Annotated in this window: 13 protein-coding genes; 5 read left to right on the top strand and 8 right to left on the bottom strand. The window is 52.9% G+C overall.

All coding sequences use genetic code 11. From position 1 onward, the window contains the following. Positions 1–106 precede the first annotated feature (106 nt). The 4 genes from C4F51_RS04375 to C4F51_RS04390 form a co-directional block, all read right to left on the bottom strand. The gene (locus tag C4F51_RS04375) at positions 107–1,264 is read right to left on the bottom strand and encodes an MdtA/MuxA family multidrug efflux RND transporter periplasmic adaptor subunit (RefSeq protein WP_193907509.1); all 1,158 of its coding nucleotides are present in this window, start codon (positions 1,262–1,264) and stop codon (positions 107–109) included. A gap of 443 nt (positions 1,265–1,707) precedes the next feature. Beyond that, positions 1,708–2,064: a DUF3325 domain-containing protein gene (locus C4F51_RS04380; protein WP_193907511.1), complete on the bottom strand. Its 357-nt coding sequence runs from the start codon at positions 2,062–2,064 to the stop codon at positions 1,708–1,710. Then, entirely contained in the window at positions 2,061–3,731 is a 1,671-nt protein-coding gene (locus tag C4F51_RS04385; RefSeq protein WP_193907513.1) for a PepSY-associated TM helix domain-containing protein, read from the bottom strand. Before C4F51_RS04385 ends, C4F51_RS04380 begins: the two co-directional genes overlap by 4 nt. Positions 3,732–3,763: 32 nt before the next feature. Further along, the gene (locus C4F51_RS04390; RefSeq protein WP_193907515.1) at positions 3,764–4,087 is read right to left on the bottom strand and encodes an iron transporter; all 324 of its coding nucleotides are present in this window, start codon (positions 4,085–4,087) and stop codon (positions 3,764–3,766) included. Between the two features lie 366 nt (positions 4,088–4,453). On the opposite strand from C4F51_RS04390, the gene C4F51_RS04395 reads away from it, so the two are divergent. Both C4F51_RS04395 and C4F51_RS04400 read left to right on the top strand, forming a co-directional pair. After that, a complete protein-coding gene (locus C4F51_RS04395; protein WP_193907517.1) occupies positions 4,454–5,614 on the top strand; it encodes an MFS transporter in 1,161 nt (386 codons plus the stop codon). Between the two features lie 99 nt (positions 5,615–5,713). After that, positions 5,714–7,327, top strand: coding sequence for a hypothetical protein (locus C4F51_RS04400; protein ID WP_193907519.1), 1,614 nt, complete (start codon positions 5,714–5,716; stop codon positions 7,325–7,327). A gap of 34 nt (positions 7,328–7,361) precedes the next feature. Here the strand turns inward: C4F51_RS04400 and speG are convergent, their stop codons facing one another. After that, the gene (speG, locus tag C4F51_RS04405) at positions 7,362–7,925 is read right to left on the bottom strand and encodes a spermidine N1-acetyltransferase (RefSeq protein ID WP_193907522.1); all 564 of its coding nucleotides are present in this window, start codon (positions 7,923–7,925) and stop codon (positions 7,362–7,364) included. 325 nt (positions 7,926–8,250) lie between these two features. Between speG and C4F51_RS04410 the strand changes: the two genes are divergently transcribed. From C4F51_RS04410 to C4F51_RS04420, 3 genes are all read left to right on the top strand, one after another. Further along, positions 8,251–10,503, top strand: a complete 2,253-nt coding sequence (locus C4F51_RS04410) for a TonB-dependent receptor (protein WP_193907524.1) — start codon at positions 8,251–8,253, stop codon at positions 10,501–10,503. A 136-nt stretch (positions 10,504–10,639) separates the two neighbouring features. After that, positions 10,640–11,938, top strand: a complete 1,299-nt coding sequence (locus C4F51_RS04415) for a lipase family protein (protein WP_193907526.1) — start codon at positions 10,640–10,642, stop codon at positions 11,936–11,938. Positions 11,939–11,970: 32 nt separating this feature from the next. Next, positions 11,971–13,299, top strand: coding sequence for an LLM class flavin-dependent oxidoreductase (locus C4F51_RS04420; protein ID WP_193907528.1), 1,329 nt, complete (start codon positions 11,971–11,973; stop codon positions 13,297–13,299). A 225-nt stretch (positions 13,300–13,524) separates the two neighbouring features. On the opposite strand, the gene C4F51_RS04425 is transcribed toward C4F51_RS04420, so the two are convergent. The 3 genes from C4F51_RS04425 to C4F51_RS04435 all read right to left on the bottom strand — a co-directional run bounded on the left by C4F51_RS04425 (position 13,525) and on the right by C4F51_RS04435 (position 18,717). Beyond that, entirely contained in the window at positions 13,525–16,029 is a 2,505-nt protein-coding gene (locus C4F51_RS04425; RefSeq protein ID WP_193907530.1) for a TonB-dependent receptor plug domain-containing protein, read from the bottom strand. A gap of 451 nt (positions 16,030–16,480) precedes the next feature. After that, positions 16,481–17,614 (bottom strand): LLM class flavin-dependent oxidoreductase, encoded by a 1,134-nt coding sequence (locus C4F51_RS04430; RefSeq protein WP_193907532.1) that lies wholly within the window; start codon positions 17,612–17,614, stop codon positions 16,481–16,483. Positions 17,615–17,640: 26 nt separating this feature from the next. Then, positions 17,641–18,717 (bottom strand): LLM class flavin-dependent oxidoreductase, encoded by a 1,077-nt coding sequence (locus tag C4F51_RS04435; RefSeq protein ID WP_193907534.1) that lies wholly within the window; start codon positions 18,715–18,717, stop codon positions 17,641–17,643. Positions 18,718–18,759: the final 42 nt, after the last annotated feature.

Raw genomic sequence — 18,759 nt, forward strand, 5'->3', positions numbered from 1 at the left:
GTTTCCATCGCGAAGGGCTTAATTTTCGAGGTGATTGCACCGCGAAGTTTTAAGTCTCTACATTCCATGGCCGCGCGCAGCGCCCGGCCATAAGGTTGCCGAGGGTTTACATAATGTCGGCGCGACGGCCTTCGGTAAGACGATCCAGCCCTTCAATCACCACATTTTCTCCCTCGCTCAAGCCGTCCAGTACCGCTGTGCGCGTACCTTCCTGCGGGCCGGTGGTAATGGTGCGGATCACGGCTTTTTGTTCGGCATCAACAATGTATACATAGGTGCCCCGCGAGCCGTGCTGGATGGCGTCGGTCGGGATGGTGATGACGTTTTCCAGGGTGCTGAGATGCAGGCGAATGTTGACGAATTGATTGGGGAAGAGTGAATCATCTTCGTTGGCGAACTCTGCCTTCAAACGCAAGGTGCCGGTGCTGCTATCAATCTGGTTATCGAGGGTAGTCAAAATGCCGGTGGCCAATTGCTCCTGCTCGCTACGATCCCAGGCGTCTACGGTCAGCGGTTGCTGTTGGTCGCGCGAGGCAATAAAGGCACGGCGCACTGCCGACAACTGGTTTTCCGGGATGGTAAACAGCGCGGCGATGGGCGAAGTTTGGGTGATGGTCACCAGACCGTTGCTGTCGTTGGCGGTCACCAGGTTGCCAACATCGACGCGACGCAGGCCAAGGCGGCCGGAAATCGGCGCCGACACTTTGGTGTAAGACAGTTGCAAACGGGCGTCATCCACCTGGGCCTGATGGGTTTTCAGGGTGCCTTTCCATTGTTCCACCAGGGCAATCTGGGTATCCAGTTGTTGTTTGGCCACCGAGTTTTGGGTGAACAGGCGCTGGTAAAGCGCCAGATTGTCTTCGGCATTTTTCAGTTGTGCGCGGGTTTGTTGCAGGGTGCCTTCCGCCTGATCCAGTTTTACCTTGTAAGGTGCTGCGTCAATTTCCAGCAATACCTCCCCGGCGTTGACATGCTGGCCTTCGTTGACCAACAAACGTACCAGCGGCCCATCAACCCGGCTGCGCACCGTAACGGTGTTCAGTGGCGCAACATTGCCAATGGCTTTGATATGCACTTTCAGGTCTTCAATACTGGCGGGAACCACCCTTACCGGAACCGGGCCAGACCAGGGGTTTGGCGGCGGTGGCAGCGTTTCTGCCGGGGTGCGCCAGAGAAAAAACCAGGCAAGGCCAACAATGGCAATAACCACCAGGGCCAGCAGTAGTTTACGAAGTGGAGACGTACGAAGAGACGAAGTAGACATGAAAGCAATCCAAAATGAACAAAAATCCACAGTGGCCGGTTGCAAATGAAACAGCCGGCAATGCACCTGGGTGCAGCATCCCGGCTAATCATCGCGGAAAAGAGGGATGCTTCGTTAAAATATTGTGTGAGGCCTGGCGTTGGTGAGCCAGCCAGCGACGGCATATCAAATATCATGCCGGATTACACCGCTATCCTGACAGTTTCGGTTTCGCTGCTGATACCGGCCCGGGTTGCGGGCGCGTGCGGCGTCAGTTTACCCCTGCGGGCGCGCTATTTTTATGACCGCCGGTATCGCAGATGTGCAGTGAATACACCTGGGGCTGGTCGAGACTAGGGGGAAAAAATGACCCCCGCAATCGTCTTTACACTTCCCAACGATTGCGGCAGATTTGCGGCGAAAACAATCAGTTGTGACCGAAAGTTGCGCCCTTATGTCATTCATTAACGCATAAACAGGGCACCTATTCCCACCAGTAGCGCCAGCACCAGGCTGATGCCGGCGGCCGGGATGACCTGCCGGGTGGTGTAGTTGAGCATCAATACCAGAATCCAGCCACTGGCGGTCAGCGTACCGCACCATAACATCAGGCCGTTACCAAACTGCTCCAGGGCAATAAAGATGGTGAGTGATACCGCCAGAGCAATCCAGCCGCCCACCGTTAAATAACGGCTTAATTGCGGGCCGGCTTCGCCACGGCCATGGATATCGGCGTAGTGGCGTTTAATGGTCAAGCTGATCGCCGCGAAACCACAAAACACCAGCAACACGGCAGAGAGGTTGGCGAACAGCGAACTCATACAGCCTCCTGAGCACTTTCGGCGTTGGTAGCGGCGGCGGGCGGCGCTACCGGTGCGGCTTTAACCGGGCGTTCACGCACCGGCTTTTTCACTACTTTTTTCTTACCCATCCAGATGGCGACATAGGCCCAGAGCGCAGCGAAAATAATCATCACCACATCAAATGCAGCCACAGGCAGCGGGCCTTTGCCGAGCAGCAGGGTCTGGCCCAAATGGCTGTTGGTGGTAAATACATTCACTACCGGCACTGCGAGAAACATCGCGGCGCCTGTCCATAACTGAATGCGCCACATCAGACGCCCGGTATGAATTTGCGCCAGCAACATCGAGATGCCCCAGGCGGCGAAGAAACAATGAATTTCCATTTGGGCGCGGTTTTCCAGTTCCACCGGCAACAAACGGTTGGCGAGGAAGAACGCCGAAAAGGCCATGGCAAGCCCGGCGATGGCGCCCATATTCAGCCCTTCTACCAGCCGTAACCCGAAGCCGATACGACCGCCATTGGCGAGGGTTTTGGCGTATTGCTGGCGGCTTTTAACCGCCCACAGCAAGGCACCACTGGCGATCATTACGCAGCCTGCAATACCGGAGAGGAAAAACAAGGCACGCAGCAAGGGGTTGGCAAAACGGCCGAGGTGAAAACCATAGAGAACGCCGCGTGTGTCTTTGGCCGCAGTGGTTTCGTCGCCGGTGGTGCTTAACAATTCGCCACTGACTGCGTTAAACGTGGCAGTCGGTTGATTGACAGAAATGTCGCGGTCAGCGTAGCGGGTCATCAACAGAGTGCTGTTGGCATCGCCAGGGTGCTCAACGGTAATACGGCCAACCCGGCCACTGCCCCAATGTTTTTCGGCGGTGTTAATCATCGCCTGAATATCTGACGGCGGCACCCGGTCACCGGAGGCTTCCGGCGCAGCGGCACTACGCGGGAAAACTTCGGCAAAAAACGCGTTGGTATCCCCTTCGTAAGCCACGTCGGTGCCCCACGGCATGTACATAAACATCAGCGTAATAAGGCCGGTGTAGGTAATTAACAGGTGGAACGGCAAGGCCAGCACCGCCGAGGCGTTGTGGCCGTCCAGCCAGGAGCGCTGGCCTTTTTTCGGGCGGAAGGTAAAAAAGTCTTTGAAGATACGTTTGTGGGTGATGACGCCAGTAATAATGGCGACCAGCATAAACATCGCACAAAAGCCGGCAATCCAGCGGGCGGTAATCACCGGGATGTAGTGCAAATCAAAATGCACGCGGTAGAAAAAATCACCGCCACGGGTAGCGCGGGGTTTGTTTTCCAGCGGGGTGCCGGTGGCCGGGTCAAGGGTTTCGCTCTGGAATCCGCCACGGCGACCACGCCCGCCGGTTTCACCTGGTGGCGGTGGGGTCATCCAGGTGAGTGAGGTTACCGGCTCGCGTGCGGTGGGTAAGGAAATAAAGGCGCGAGTGGTTTGCTCACCTTTTTCCTGCAGGCGCGCCATGGCTTTTTCGGCGGCGAGGGCGGAGGAAACCTGCTCGGCAGCTGCCTTATGGGTTTCCGGTTGCATCCACAGGGTGATTTCATCGCGGTAATAGCTCGCGGTGCCTGCGGCAAAAATCAGTAACAACAACCAGCACACCAGTAAACCGGTCCAGGTATGCAGCCATGCCATTGATTGGCGAAATGAATCTTTCATGGGTCAATATCTTCAAACAGAATTCGGAAAAGTTATGCCTTGGCCAGCAACAGCAGCCATGGAATGGAGGCAACCGCAGACAACCCGGCCAACCATAACCAGGCACGCAAGGCGGTTTTAACGCTGAACACCAGCATGATGACGATGGAATAAATAAGGAACGACAGCAGCGTGGCTGTTAACACCGCATCGCCTTTGCTCATCGGCAGCCATAGCGATAGCGCAATAACAATCAGGCTGGTCAGCGCGTAACCACCGGCGAGCGCCGCCAGGGTGCGGGAAAAAACACCGGCGCGGTAACGCCATTCGTGGCGGATCAGCCAATCCTGCAAGCGGAGTTTAAAGGTGCTGCTCATGGCTGGTTGGCCCCCTCGCTAGCGGTGGCGTAACCGGCCGTAAACAGGCTTTGTGAGTGCCTTGCGGGTAAGGTGCAGGCGAACCTTTTTGCTACAAACATGATGCTGTGGGTATCCGAAAACGTCTCATTACCTCCTATGACGAACGAGATTAAAAAAAGGAGCACCTTAAATGACAAAAACTGTAAAAAAATAGGGGCGGGCTTGTTTCCAACCGTGCCGCTTGATTATGATCCGGTCGCTTTTCCTGCGTCCCGGTCAGGTTTCAGGGTTGCCCGACGGCAACTTTTTATTAACGAGCCGGGCGCTCACTCGATCCCTTATTTTTTAACGATGGATGTGGCCCTGGGGCTACAGGTATTTTCTATGGCAGTTTCAGCCTCTGCATCGCAATATCCGCTTCCTGGTATCGCCCAGCAAATGTCTACCCGCATTGCCTTTCTGGTTAGCGGGCTGGGTATGTCGGCCTGGGCGCCGCTGGTGCCTTTTGCCAAAGAGCGCCTTGCGGTAAATGAAGCAACCCTCGGTTTGCTGGTGCTGTGTCTGGGGGTGGGTTCCTTGCTGGCGATGCCGATCACCGGCATGCTCACCGGCCGCTTCGGTTGTCGCCGGGTAATTGTCACCTCGGGTCTATTGTTTACTTCCTGTCTTGCGCTGCTGGCAACCGCGCCCACCGTGCCCACCATGGCGCTGGCGTTACTCTTATTCGGTGCCGGGTTGGGGGTGAGCGATGTGGCGATGAACGTGCAGGCGGTGATTGTAGAAAAGGCGTCCGGCCGTTCGATGATGTCCGGTTTCCATGGTTTTTACAGTCTCGGGGGGATTCTCGGCGCGGTTGGTGTTACCGCTATGTTGTGGCTGGGTTTTTCACCGCTGGCCTCAGTGATGGCGATTATGGGCGTTATCGTGCTGCTGCTGATCAGCTGCGCCGCCACCTTGCTGCCTTATGGCAGTACTACGCGTGATCCTTTGTTTGTGCGCCCGCGCGGTCGTATTCTTTTTATTGGCTCGCTGTGTTTTATGGTGTTCCTCGCCGAAGGCTCGGTGCTGGATTGGAGCGCGGTGTTTATGACCTCGGTGCGCGAAATTGACCCGGTCAGAGCCGGTCTGGGTTATGCCGCTTTCTCTATCGCCATGACCATCGGCCGTTTAACCGGTGACGGCATCGTACAGCTGCTCGGCGGGCGGCGCATTATTTTGTGGGGTGGCTTGTGTGCTGCCAGCGGTTTTGTGCTGGTGGTGGCACTGCCCAATGAAATCGCTGCTTACGCCGGTTTTGTCCTGATTGGCCTGGGCGCTTCCAATATCGTACCGGTGCTGTTCACGGCAGCGGGTAACCAGAAAGTGATGCCAGTCAGTTTGGCTATCGCCTCGGTGGCCAGTATGGGTTACGCCGGTATTCTTGCCGGCCCGGCGGTTATCGGGCTGGTGGCACAGGTAAGCAGCTTGTCGGTTTCCTTCCTGCTGGTGGCGATCGGGCTGGTAGTGCTGGCCTCTTGTGCCAGAAAGGTCACGTCGCCGGAGTAAATTTGTTTTTCCCGATAAAGTTGTTGCCCCGGCGGACGATAGCCTGACTATGAGACGGGCAAATGGGGTGCCCGAGTTAACTATGCACAGGTGTGTCCAATGACGGTTCCAGGTCTACCTTCTTCCAACCTGCCATTGCCAGCTGCCACGCCCGGCGTGAAAGCTGCTGCAGTTGGCAGCGTAAATCCCGCGCTTGCCGATGACGCCAGCGCGCGGCTAACGTCGGGTGAGTTGCAGTCTTCAGTCTCGCAACCGAATGCCCTTCAACCCATCGCTCCTCAAGCGGTCAATGCGCCTGGCGTATCGGTAAACATTAGCGCCACGCCGCCGGTTAATGATGTCTACGAACGCCCGGCAGTGAGCAGCATCTGGATGCGCCAGCCGTCAGACGGTAAAAAGGTGGTGTCTTCGCTGATATCGCAACAGCTGGCGACCCAGTTGGAAACCTCCAGCAGAAGTAAAACGCCTTTTGCGGTGGGGATGTTCTTCAGCCATGCGGCTGCGCTCAGCGCTGAAACCGGCAGCTTCGCCAACGATGCACGCCAGACCAATATGCCAGCCGGTGCGGATATTAAAAGCTGGTCTCCTGATTTCTCCAGAATGCCGGGTAAGAAAACCGACGGCGCAGTGTTAACACTGCAAACCCGTTCGGGCGCGACCGTTTCCATGCACATCACTCGTCACCATGGGCCGGACGGTAGCAACCTGGGGTTCGGTTTTAATGTTGAAGGCGAGCTGACCGAAGCCGAGCAAAAAGCGCTCGACAAGCTGGCTAACAAACTCGGTAGTGTGGCTGACGACTTCTTCCGTAAAGGCGACGCTGTGCTGCAAGGGCTCGACGATGTTGATACCGAACAGCTGGTTTCTTTTGATCTGAAGCTGACCCAGCTGCAAGGCGACGACTATGTTGAGCTGGAATATACCTGGAAGCAGGATGTGGAGAAAGGCACCCAGCGCCTGACCGGTAAAGATATTGATGGCTACGCTTTTGATGTAACGGTCAATACTGGTGAATGGCCTGCCACGCTTGGCCAGGCACCGGCCTCCAGCATAGAACCTTTTCTGGATATTATTCGCCGCTCCATGGATCCGCTGGCTGCCGACAATACCAGTACCCGCTTTCTGGTAGATGGCCTGCGCAGTTTGCTATCCACCACCATTGAGTTGGTAGAAGACGCCGCCCTTGCCGACAGCCGGGTGGTGAATGATTTTATGACTGGCTTGCCGGATTTCAATGCAAAATTTTCTTCTGCCATTAGCCATAACGCCACCAACTACAGTGAAAAAGGTTTTCTGGATGTCACCATGGGGCAAACCACCCGTCTGGAACAGGAAGGCGACAAGTCGGTGGTGCAGCAGGAAAATTTCTACAACGTTTCCCGCGGCTATTGGAAGGCAGCGCCAGGCATGATGAACCCTGATGTCGAGAAGGGTAACTACACTTACGTGAACGAAACCATTAACGAGAGTGTGGTGCGCAGCCTGGCGATGACCGGTGGTGCAGTTGACAGCATGATCAAGCAGCACAGCTATGAGTATGATCGTCTGGAACAAACTTACAGTGATCACAAAAAAGTGGACGAGCAACGCTATCAGGATAGCGATAGCCAGTTGATTGACCTGCTGGCGCAACTGGGCGAAAAGCCCGATGCGCAGCGTATTGAACAGCTTGCCCGCGACAGCCACGCACAACTTTTCCGCATGGGCTGGTAATGCATTCGAAGGGCGACCATTGCGGTCGCCCTGATTATGATAATAACTGATGTTCTACCGGCGGATTAATTGCCGACTTGTGCCGTTCCATAAATTGATGCTGGAAAATACACATTCTGATGGTGTTGCGGTATTCACCATTAATAAAAAACTCGTGAATCAACTCACCCTCCACCTCAAAGCCCAGTTTGCTGTAAATATGAATGGCTTTGCTGTTTTCCTTATCGACAATTAAATACAGCTTGTAGAGATTAAGCACCGAAAAACCGTAGTCCATCGCCAACCGGGCGGCGGCGCTGGCGTGGCCTTTTCCCTGATGGGCCGGGTCAATAATAATTTGAAATTCGGCACGGCGGTGAATGTGGTTGATCTCTACCAGTTCTACCAACCCGACTTTATCGCTGTTGTGTTCAATAATAAAACGCCGCTCGCTCTGGTCATGAATATGTTTGTCGTACAGGTCGCATAGCTCTACAAATGCCTCGTAAGGCTCTTCAAACCAATAACGCATCACGCTGGCGTTATTATCCATTTGATGCACAAACGTCAGGTCTTCTCTCTCCAGTGGGCGGAGTTTGACGTTGATCGGGCTGGGCATGGTAGCTCCTTTCTGAAATGGCTTTTAACAGACTGTTGCGCATAGTGTGTTTTAAACATCAATGTTGCCTAACGAACTTTTGTGCCGTTTTTACAATAAAAAACCGATGTTACAAAAAATAGCGAATTTTCAACAGTTGGCGGATATTGAAACAATCGAAAAATAATTTCAGCGGGTTTGCTGCAATCGCTACATAAAAAAATAAAAGCTTGTTGAAAATAGCACATTATTCCGGGTTGGCATGTTTTCTGTAATGGCGAATCGCAGTGCAGTCAGGTGGCGATGCTTTTTCGTCTTCAGAAAAAATAGCTAACAGGAATTATCAATGAAAAAAGCGTCAAGCGTGTGGCGGTGCGGTTTTTTTCACCGTTCAGGTCTCTTAAGTGCTGCTGTGCTGGCAGCATCGTCGGCAACGGTTTCTGCGCAACCGGTTTCCCATTCTGCGCAAGCCCTGGAAGTGATGGTGGTCACCGCGCAAAAGCGCGATGAATCTGTGCAGACAATTCCGCTCACGGTAAACGTCGTGGATGGCAGTGAATTTCTCGACACCGGTGCCGGTTTAACCGGCGGAGAAATTACCCGCTTTATTCCCAATGCTTCCGCCGCAACACTGGATAACCATGGTTTTCCGCGCTGGTTTTTGCGCGGTATCGGCACCGGGCAACCATCGCTCGATAACGTCAGCCCGATTGGTTTTTATGTGGATGACGTTTACCTCGGAGCCATTATTTTAAGCGGCGGGCCGGTATACGACCTTGAACGCGTTGAAGTCTTGCCAGGCCCGCAAGGCACCCTGTGGGGAAAAAACAGCCCGGGTGGTGCTATCCATGTGGTTAACCGCAAACCGGTATATGAAAACACCGGGTATGTAAAAGGTGCGCTCGCCAATTACGACCAGCGGGTACTGCAAGGCGCCATCAATAACGAATTGATTGACGATCAGCTGGCTTCCCGTTTGTCTTTCACCACCGAAACCCGTGATTTATTTGCAAAAAATATCACCAAAGGTATTTACGGCGAGTTGGAAGATCACTCGGCCCGTTGGCAATTGCTGGCCAACCCGGTTGATCACCTGGACGTATTGTTCAATGTGCATCACCGCACCTACAAACACAATGACACCACCTCGTATATTGTTTTCGGGCCCGAAGGCAGTGTCGACAGCCGTGGCAACCCTTACGTTCGTTATCCGGACAGGCATTACGCGTTTAATGCGCCGAGCGATCAAACCTACAAACAAACCGGCAGCTCGCTCACCGTTAATTACGATCTTAATGATTATGTAGTAACGTCAATTACCGCCTGGGAGCAGGCAGAAAACCGTGGCGTCAGTGACGGCGATACGTCACCGCAAGAAATTTCACGCAGTTACAACAACAGTGAAGTGGAGCAGTGGTCGCAGGAAATCCGTCTGGCATCACCGCGTCAGGATCAATTCAACTGGATCACCGGTATTCACTGGTTTAAAACCGACCTCAATCATTATGCTGCCAGTGGTTCGCTGGACGTGCCGGATCTTTACCCGGGAACGGCCAACGCTTTTTCTGTCAGCGACTGGACAGGTGATACCACCAGTTACGCGGCCTTTTTCAGTTTTACCTACAGCCTGACAGACCGCTTTAATTTAACCGCCGGGGTGCGTTGGTCAGATGAAGAAAAATCTATCGACAGCCTGCGCGAGCGCGCCCGCGCACCGGTCAGTTTTAATAATCTTCGCCAATGGTGGCATCGTGAATCGGTTAATAATGCCCTGACGCCTTTTGTTACCTATGAGAACGAACGGCGCTGGCGCGAAACCACCTGGGACATTACGCCGGAATATGCGTGGACCGATAACTTCCGCACTTACCTGCGCGTTGCCAAAGGTTTTCGTGGCGGCGGCTATATCGCATCGCCCGCCAACCAGGCCGGTGCCGGCACCTTTGACCCGGAGTTCATTACCTCTTACGAAGTGGGTGTCAAATCCGAATGGCTGGATAACCGGATTATCTTTAACGGCGCCGCTTTCTATTACGACTACGACGATATTCAAATTAATATTTTCAAATGGGACGCAGCGCTGAATCAAAGTGTTTCCCGTATGCAAAATGCCGCCAGCGCCTCGGTAAAAGGTGTTGAGTTTCAACTGCAAGCGCTATTGCTGGATGGCTTGCGGTTGCGAACCTCGGTGGGCTTGCTGGATACCGAATATAAAGATTACCGCGATGACCTGGGTAACGATTATTCCGGAGCGTCTTTTGCGCGAGCACCAAAAGCCAGTGCGGTTATCGGTCTGGATTACACGCTGGGCTTTTCTTCCGGCGACCTGGTGCTGGGCACCGACATCAATGCCCGCAGTAACTTTCACTTCAGCTCTACGCAAGCCAACGACCCTCGTCAGCATCATGCCGGCTATACGCTGGTAAATATTCGTTCCAGTTGGAAGTTCCACCGCCTGCCGCTGCAAATAACTGCCTACGTCGATAACGTGGCGGACAAAATTTACTCGCAAGCAACATCGCCGCAAGGGCCTGACGTTATTGGTTATGCCCTGGGTGCGCCGCGCACTTATGGCGTGTCGGCGCAATACAGCTGGTAAGTGAGCAGGAAGATTGTTGAGCAAGTCTGAAAATGTCGGTAATTCGGTGAATGCCACTTTCTGTTGCCGTTACAGGGCGCGGCAGAACGTGGTGCTGTTTATACAAATCGTCGGTCTGTAACGGAGCAGTCTTGATATGAAAATTGATAAAAATAGTCGATGGAATTTTTGCGCATGGCTGGCGGGTTTGTTATTGCCCTGGTTGCCCGTTATTTCTGCACCGGTGTTTGCTAACAGCCAGGCAGCATTTTTTGCTCCAGAGCCGGATGCTTATGTTGGCGATGGCCGCGTCTCGGCGTTTTATCATTGGCGCGAAGCCATCCCGCGCCAGCCGGGTCAGTTGTTGCGCAGTGAAACTTTGGACAAAAGCGTAGGGCTGTCTGCGGCCTCGGAACAACACCGTATCCTGTTTACCTCAACCGACGGCGTTTCCGGTAGCGATCCGATAGCGGTTTCCGGCGCGGTATTTATTCCGCCGGGCAAAGCACCGGATGGCGGCTGGCCGGTGGTGGCCTGGGGGCATGGCACACTCGGTGTGGCCGATATTTGCGCGCCCTCCTGGCAGGGGCGCTCCCTGCGCGATGTGCGCTATCTCAATAGCTGGCTTGAGCAGGGCTTTGCTGTGGTTGCATCCGACTACCAGGGCATTGGTGTGCCGGGCTTCAACCCGCAATTTAATAACCGCTCCAATGCCTGGACAATTCTCGACAGCGTGCGGGCGGCGCGTCATCAACACAAAAATCTCAGTAATAAAATATTGCTGGTAGGCCAATCGCAAGGTGGTTCTGCGGTGGTAGTGGCTGCCGGTTATGCCAAAGATTATGCGCCGGATTTGCAGTTATTGGGCACTATTGGCACCGGCATTGTTTACACCTCACTGGCTGATGCGGGCAAAGTGCGCCCGCTAGACCCGGCACGTCAGCAGCGTTTTGATCCGTCTATTGCCTACGGCTTTTACCATGTGATTGCTGCGGAAGCGCTGAACCCGGCGCTGGATATAAAACAAATCTATACCGATGAAGGCCTGCTGTTACTTCATCAGGCGCGTAGCAGTTGTCTTGCGGCATTAACGTCCGATGTGAGTGGTTTGCAACTGACACCCGCGAGAACCTTCCGCTCCGGCGATAGCCGGCGCGCTTACGATGCCCCCGCCGACGATGTGGGGCGGCCATTCCCCACCGTTGCCCTGGCGCAGCCGCTGTTTATTGGTGTAGGAGAAAAAGACGGCCTGGTCAGTACCGGTAACAAGTTGGCAGCAGATGCCTGTAGCGCAGGCACGTCGGTGCATTTTTATGTGTACCCGGATCATGACCACAGCAGCACGGTAAATACATCGCTAAAGGATTCGCTGCCTTTTGCCAAAGCCTTGCTGCGTGGAGAAATTCCGCCGTCCAGCTGCGATACAACAAGCCGGGTTGCCAATTCCTTACGTTAAATCAACCGCATTAAATCAATAAGAGGTGATTTATGAGTCGAAGAAAACGGCAGCTGGTGCTGTCCATGTTTGTACAACAATATGGTACCCATGCCAATGCGTGGCGGCGGCCGGATCAGGCCGCCGGTGGCAAACCGGATTTTGAACGTTGGGCACGGCTGGTAAAATTGCTGGAGAAAGGAAAATTTGACCTGGCTTTCTTCGCTGACTTTGTGGGTATTGATGGTGATAACCTCGCCAACCTGGGGCGCCGTCCACGAGGCGAAGGTTTTGAACCGCTGTCTTTAATTGCGGCGCTTGCCGGCGTAACAGAAAATATCGGTCTGGTCGCAACGGTTAACACCAATCTTAACCAGCCCTACAATGTTGCCCGGCAATTGGCCTCGTTGGATCATCTCAGTGGCGGGCGCACCGGTTGGAATATTGTGTCGTCTTTATCGGAAGGGGCGATAAAAAGTTTCAGTGTTCGCGACCCGCTGGACCATGCCGGGCGCTACGAGCGGGCAGGGGAATTTGTCGACCTTGCCAAAGCCTTGTGGAACTCGTGGGATGATGACGCCTTTGATCATCCGGATAAAAGCACCGGGCAGTTCCATGCGGCCAGTGCGGCGCATCCGGTGCATTTTCACGGCAAACATTTTGATGTGGATGCCCTGCTGGATATCGCCAGGCCACTGCAAGGCTATCCGGTATTTTTTCAGGCGGGAAACTCCGATCGCGGCCGTGAATTTGCAGCCCGCTATGCCGAGTTAATTTACGCCGCAGCGCAAAATATTGAAGAAGCCAAAAGCTTCTACAGCGATGTGAAAGGGCGCATGGCGAAATATAACCGCGACCCGGATCATCTGATCGTTTCTCCCGGTTTGTTTTATCATATCGGACGCTCTCGTGATGAAGCGCAGGAAAAGCTGGAGTCTTTTCAAAATGCCGTGGATGTTTCCGGCATGACGCAATTCTTCGGTGTTGACCTGACAAAATACTCCATTGACTCTCCCTTGCCGGAACATCTTGACGTGCCTGCCAATGGCCAGGGCCGTTGGCAACAGGCGGTTGAACTGGCCCGCCGCGAAAATCTTACCATTCGGCAACTAATTGTTCGTTTCAGTGCGGTGCAGGGGCACCGTACCGTCATTGGCACACCGGTTGATATCGCCGATCAAATTGAAGACTGGTTTGTAAAAGGTGCGGCAGACGGGTTTAACTTAAAGCCGTCATTGCTGGATGATGATCTGGAAGATTTTATCAATCTGGTTATTCCCGAGCTGCAAAAGCGCGGCATCTTCAGAAAAGAATACACCGGTAAAACCCTGCGCGAAAATCTCGGCTTGCCACGCCCGGCTAATCCTTACAGCCGGTTCTAAAAACTTCAGGATGGCACAATGTAAATTGGGCCTCAGACCTGTCTTTCAAAACCGTCGAGTCAGGGATAACTCGAGGGAGCTGGAGCTACATGGATGTATTTATGCGCTTTTGGAAGATAGACCTGAGAACCAACGGACAGATTGGCACTTTTTTATTCTCCACCGGAAAAATTAATGGCCTGAGTCGGAGTATTGTCTCGACTCAGGCCATCTCTTTGCCCGCGATTAAAAATCGTAACTCACTTTTGCATGGTACTGGGTTCCCAAACTGCCTTCCGGGCTGTTGAAACTGTACTTGGTAACCGAGGTTCCCCTGGTGTTCACATAATCCGGATAGCTTTCGAAAATATTATGCGCGCCTATATTGATACGCACACCTTCCAGTGAACCGGAAAAGCGGTAGCCCAGGTCAAGGTCAACAATGGTTTGCTCACTGAAGGTTTGATCCGGCGTAGCACTGGTTGCCAGGTTGTTAACCCGCGCCACCCATTCGCCGTAATGGCGGGCATTAACATTCACGCTCCATTGTTCAATGTTCCATCCGGCACTTAACACCAGTTTGTACTTGGGAATTCCTTCTTCAATACTCGATATATTCGAACGTCCTACAATCGCACTGGCCGGAATAACATCGCCATTGGCATTGACGCTGTCGCGCGCGCCAGTAACTTCGGTGTCGTTACGTACAAAGCCCAATTTGAAATTAACATCTCCGTATTGATCCAGTTCCAACTGATAGTCAGCGGTCAGTTCAATGCCTCGCGTGCGGGTATCCAGAATATTGGTAAAAAATGCCGCGTTCTGAATATTCTCGTAAGGCGTCCCGGAAAAAATGGGCGCCAGCCTGTCCCAGGTAATATTCTCGGAGAGTTGTATGCGGTCTTTAATTTCAATGTGGTAAGCGTCCAGCGTTACACTGAAATTATCCAGCGGCGTCCATACCAGGCCTACTGACAGGTTGTCAGATTTTTCCGGTTTTAACGAAGAGCCGCCCAGCAACCTTGCCGCTTCGCTGGTAGGTAACAAGGTACGTTGAATAACATCGGTAGGTACGCCGTTAATCAATGGCGTTGTTTTGCTGTAGGCCGAATAGCCAAGCTGTACCACCGACGGTGCGCGGTACCCGTTACCAAACGTTGAACGTAGCGAAAGTGTATCGGTAAATTTGAAGCGCAAGGATGCTTTGGCGGTATTGGCTGAACCAAAGTCCGAATAATCTTCTGCTCTTAGAGCAAGCCCCAAATCCAGCCGCTCATTGGGGCTGCCTTCAAAAGAAAGATAAACACTTTTTACATTACGCGATACCGCCCGCTCGTCCTGGTCGGTAATCCCATAATAAATAGCGGGAACGCCCACACCAATAACCGGGCTCGGGTTAAAAAACGGGCCTTCGGTATGCGCAATCGGATCGCCGGCGGTTAACTCATATTCATCCCAACGCCAGGCAACACCGGCCAGAATCGTTAAGGGGCTGGAAAGAAAATTGACCGGTAAATCGAGGGTATAATCCAGCGCTGAGTTAGCTTGCGCATTTTCGCGATTGCCTGAATAAAAATACGCCGGGCTATCCGGGCCAAAGCTGGGATTGAGCTGGTTGTCTTCAAACGACTTTAACTGATCAATACCGTAATTGACGTAAAAATCAAATTTTCCTCTCTCACCATTATCCTGCTGTAAACCCACGGTGGCGGCGTAGTCCGTGGTTTTGTAGATGTTGATGGGTGTGCGGCCGTCCGGAAAGCGCTGCTGAAAAAAGGGAGATTGGATTAATAAGGAGTTGGTCAGCGGCCGGTCATAAAAATTCAAACCCACCGTGGTCTTATGGCCGTAGGTTGCAAAGCCATAAAGCGAAAGGGTATCGCTGAGCGGTAAGTTAAGGTTCGCCAAAAAGTTGTAGTGGTCTTTGGTTTCCGGTGAGCCAAAAGGCCAATTGCGGTAGGCCGTTTCTTCTCGCGGATCGGGTTGGCCATTGACCGGTTTGTAAAAGGGGCGCGGATCGGAGTCGGTATTGTTTGCCAGCTTTCTGTCAGAGGCGAAGGCCGACACGGTTAATGATCCGCCATCACCTATTTCAAAACCTTTCCAACCGTTTATCTGGTTATGCTCACCATCGCCGCGAATCCATTCCGAATAACGGTAGCTGATGCCGCCACCTTCTTTGGCATCTTTCAATACGATATTAATAACCCCGGCAATCGCATCCGAGCCGTATTGCGCCGCCGCACCATCACGCAGTACTTCAACACGCGCAATAGCCGCTACCGGAATCAAACTCAGGTCAACCGGGTTGGCACCGCGCCCGCCGTTATAATTTTGCCGGGTAAAGTTTGCGCCCTGATGACGGCGTTTGCCGTTAATTAAAACCAGCGTCTGATCCGCCGATAAACCGCGCAATGCTGCGCCCACCGGAATGGAGGATGAAAAACCGCCGGTGGGTGTGCTGGGTAATGAAAAAGACGGGGTCAGTTTTAGCAGTGCCGATGAAAGGTCATGAGCACCGGTGCTATCGAGTTTTTCAAAGCCGATAATGTCAACAGGCGAGGACGCTTCGAGATGGCTTAAATCTTTTCGTTGTGTACCGGTTACGACAATCGTTTCTGTGTCTTCCCGTGCTTTACGAACTTCATTGTTTGTCGGGGTTGTTGCAGCGTAAGCGGTTTGCGCGAGCGTTGCAGAAATGGCGGCAATAGCCAGAGTTAACTTATCGGGTTTCGATAAAAGTCTGAGCACAATCAATTCTCCTTGTGGGATAAGGTTAGGATTTATATTCGCGTAAATGTGATACACAAACTGGAAGAGCAAATCCTGTGCCACAGAAAAAATAAAATGCAGGCCTTTGTTGATGCAGGTTAAGGCGATGAGGAAAATTGTTATGTTTGTTATTCAGCGTATAAATTAAACAGTTGGTTTAATTTGCGCATTTCGCAGCGAGGAGTTATTAATAAAATTTCTAAATAAATTTTAAAGGGAGATTAAGGAAGGATGTTTTTTATTGGAAGGGTAGTTTTCATTCCGACCGTTCATCATTAGGCTGTTTGTTCCAAAAACGCATGAACACATCCCTGTGGCTCCGACGAGTCATCCCTGACTCGACGGTTTTGGAACAAACAGCCTAATGATGAACTCGCTTTGTGCCGGTATGAGGCTCTTCAAAAACCTGTTTGAAGCCGAAGCTCTTTTTCTAGCGGTGACCCCGCACCAAAGGCAAAACCTCTTCGCCAACCCGATAAGCCTCTTCAAGGTGAGGTGTGCTGGCGAGAATAAAAGCATCAGCCCCCAACTGCACCAACTCATCCAGCCGCTCTGCCACCTGCTCATAACTACCCACAATACCTTGCCCCTGACCGCCACGTAGCAAATTGAAACCGGACCACACATTGGGTTCAATAATCAAATCTTTGTAGCTGTTGATCGCACCCGGTCGGAATTTACTCTGGCGATTTGCACCCACAGAATCACCACCACCGCGATTACCCAGTGCATCCAGGGTTTCACGGCTTACTCTATCAAAGCCTTTTTTCACTTCTGCCCAGGCCTCTTCTTCGGTAGGGCGGGCAATGATATCAACGCGCACCGCGCATTTGATTTTACGACCCAGGGTATCGGTGCGGGTTTTTACCCGATCAAACTTGTCTTTCAACTGGGCGAAAGGCTCCAGCCAGGAAAGGTAATAATCAGCATGTTTTGACGCGGATACCAGTGCGGCATCTGATGAACCGGAAAAATAAATTTCCGGAAATTCTTCTTCGCTGAGCGGGTAGGGTAGTGCGGCATCTTCTACCTGATAAAAGCGACCCTTGTAGGAGAAGTTCTCGCCGCGCCACACGCCGCGCAAAATATCGAGAAATTCCGTGGTGCGGGTATAGCGGCTGTCGTGATCCACCGAGTCGCCCCACCATAATTGGGACGGGCCGCCACCGCCGGTAATGATATTAAACAGCGCCCGGCCATTGGTGGCGCGTTGCAGACTGGCGGTCATTCTTGCTGCGGTAACCGGGTTTAAAAAACCAGGCTGGAAGGCCAGCATAAAACGGAAGGTGCTGGTTTCTCTGGCCAGAAAAGAAGAGATTGCCCAAGGTTCATCGGTCATGGGAAATGAAGGAATCAAACCGCCCTGAAAACCGGAAATTTCAGCGGCGCGAGCAATTTCGGCGAGATAATCAATGTAAGCGAAGCCATCGTCTTTGCGACCACTCAAGCCGGCTTTGCGAATGCTGTTGTTATTCGGCAGCCAGTCGCCGCGAAAGGGTTCATGCGCACGGAGTGAGCTGGGTTCACCGTGAGTGGGTATGCGCCAGTGAAAATCAATTGTCATAAAAAATCCTCATCGAAAAGGGCATGTCAGGCGGTGGCTTTTTGCTGCCCCGATAAAATGTCACGTAATGCGGGAAGCACATGCTCACCAATCCGGTAAGCTTCCTCGAGATGAGGGCTGGCACCGAGAATAAGATGTTGAAACCCTGCCTCTACCCAGCTTTGCAGCTGTGCAATAACTTGTTCATAGCTGCCCACCAGTTGAGCCGCCGCTCCGCTTGAGTGGTTTTCAGGAAGGCGGTAGAGAGAGCCGGAGATGCGTGCAGCCTGCAAAGAGCCATCATGCTGTTGTTGGCTGTGAATACGCTCGGCATCAAACAGGGCTTCCTGTTCGGTTTCCCGGGCGATCACATTAACGCGCAACGCGTACTGCAAGGTGCGGGATTGCTGCCGGGCATATTCTTCCAACCTTTCGCGCTGTGCATGAAGCGCCGTTGCTGCTTGTGCAGAAAAAATATGTACGTCTGCTTGAGTGGCTGAAAGTTTTAGTGAAGCATCATCATTGCCGGAAAGAAAAACCTGTGGTGCCGGGTGTCCGGCCAGCGGGCCTTTGAAACCCCCGGCAAGCACCTCAAAATAATCACCTTTAAAAGTGACATCGGCGCCGTTAATAACGCCCTGCGCGACGGTGATAAATTCGCCAATGCGGTCATTAACTTTTTCGTCGGGTAAAAAGTCTGCCTGTTTTTTTCGTGCCTGCTGGTCATCGCCACGGGTGATATGCCAGGCAAAGCGGCCATGGGTATATCGCTGGAAACTGACCGCATTTTTGGCTGCGTAAACAGCGGAGCCACGAGAGGCTTCAAATTCGGTAAGTAACACCAGATGCCGCACGCTGCGCGCGAGGTAGCCGGCAATAATCCAGGATTCGTCACCGTCGGTATCGTGTTGAATATGAAGGCCATTGAAACCACTCAGGTCAGCGGCGCGAGCGATTTGGTGGAGGTAATCAAAATAGTTAAACGCTTTTCCGCGCGGATCGCTTACCCCGTCGGTGAACGGAGGCGGGTCATCTTTCAAGCGCTCTGCGCGTTTGCGCAAGCGGGCGTCGCCGTAGCGCGCATCGGTGTTGGACGGTAGTTGCCAATACACAGTGGCTGTCATTGCGAATCTCCATAAAATCTTTATTGGCCGAATGCGGGAGTA

Origin of the sequence: Cellvibrio polysaccharolyticus, from assembly GCF_015182315.1 — a bacterium.
In the GTDB taxonomy this organism is placed as follows: domain Bacteria; phylum Pseudomonadota; class Gammaproteobacteria; order Pseudomonadales; family Cellvibrionaceae; genus Cellvibrio; species Cellvibrio polysaccharolyticus.

Coding starts and splice junctions, on each gene's coding strand:
- C4F51_RS04375 (WP_193907509.1), bottom strand. CDS start 1,264: ATGTCTACTTCGTCTCTTCGTACGTCTCCACTTCGTAAACTACTGCTG.
- C4F51_RS04380 (WP_193907511.1), bottom strand. CDS start 2,064: ATGAGTTCGCTGTTCGCCAACCTCTCTGCCGTGTTGCTGGTGTTTTGT.
- C4F51_RS04385 (WP_193907513.1), bottom strand. CDS start 3,731: ATGAAAGATTCATTTCGCCAATCAATGGCATGGCTGCATACCTGGACC.
- C4F51_RS04390 (WP_193907515.1), bottom strand. CDS start 4,087: ATGAGCAGCACCTTTAAACTCCGCTTGCAGGATTGGCTGATCCGCCAC.
- C4F51_RS04395 (WP_193907517.1), top strand. CDS start 4,454: ATGGCAGTTTCAGCCTCTGCATCGCAATATCCGCTTCCTGGTATCGCC.
- C4F51_RS04400 (WP_193907519.1), top strand. CDS start 5,714: ATGACGGTTCCAGGTCTACCTTCTTCCAACCTGCCATTGCCAGCTGCC.
- speG (WP_193907522.1), bottom strand. CDS start 7,925: ATGCCCAGCCCGATCAACGTCAAACTCCGCCCACTGGAGAGAGAAGAC.
- C4F51_RS04410 (WP_193907524.1), top strand. CDS start 8,251: ATGAAAAAAGCGTCAAGCGTGTGGCGGTGCGGTTTTTTTCACCGTTCA.
- C4F51_RS04415 (WP_193907526.1), top strand. CDS start 10,640: ATGAAAATTGATAAAAATAGTCGATGGAATTTTTGCGCATGGCTGGCG.
- C4F51_RS04420 (WP_193907528.1), top strand. CDS start 11,971: ATGAGTCGAAGAAAACGGCAGCTGGTGCTGTCCATGTTTGTACAACAA.
- C4F51_RS04430 (WP_193907532.1), bottom strand. CDS start 17,614: ATGACAATTGATTTTCACTGGCGCATACCCACTCACGGTGAACCCAGC.
- C4F51_RS04435 (WP_193907534.1), bottom strand. CDS start 18,717: ATGACAGCCACTGTGTATTGGCAACTACCGTCCAACACCGATGCGCGC.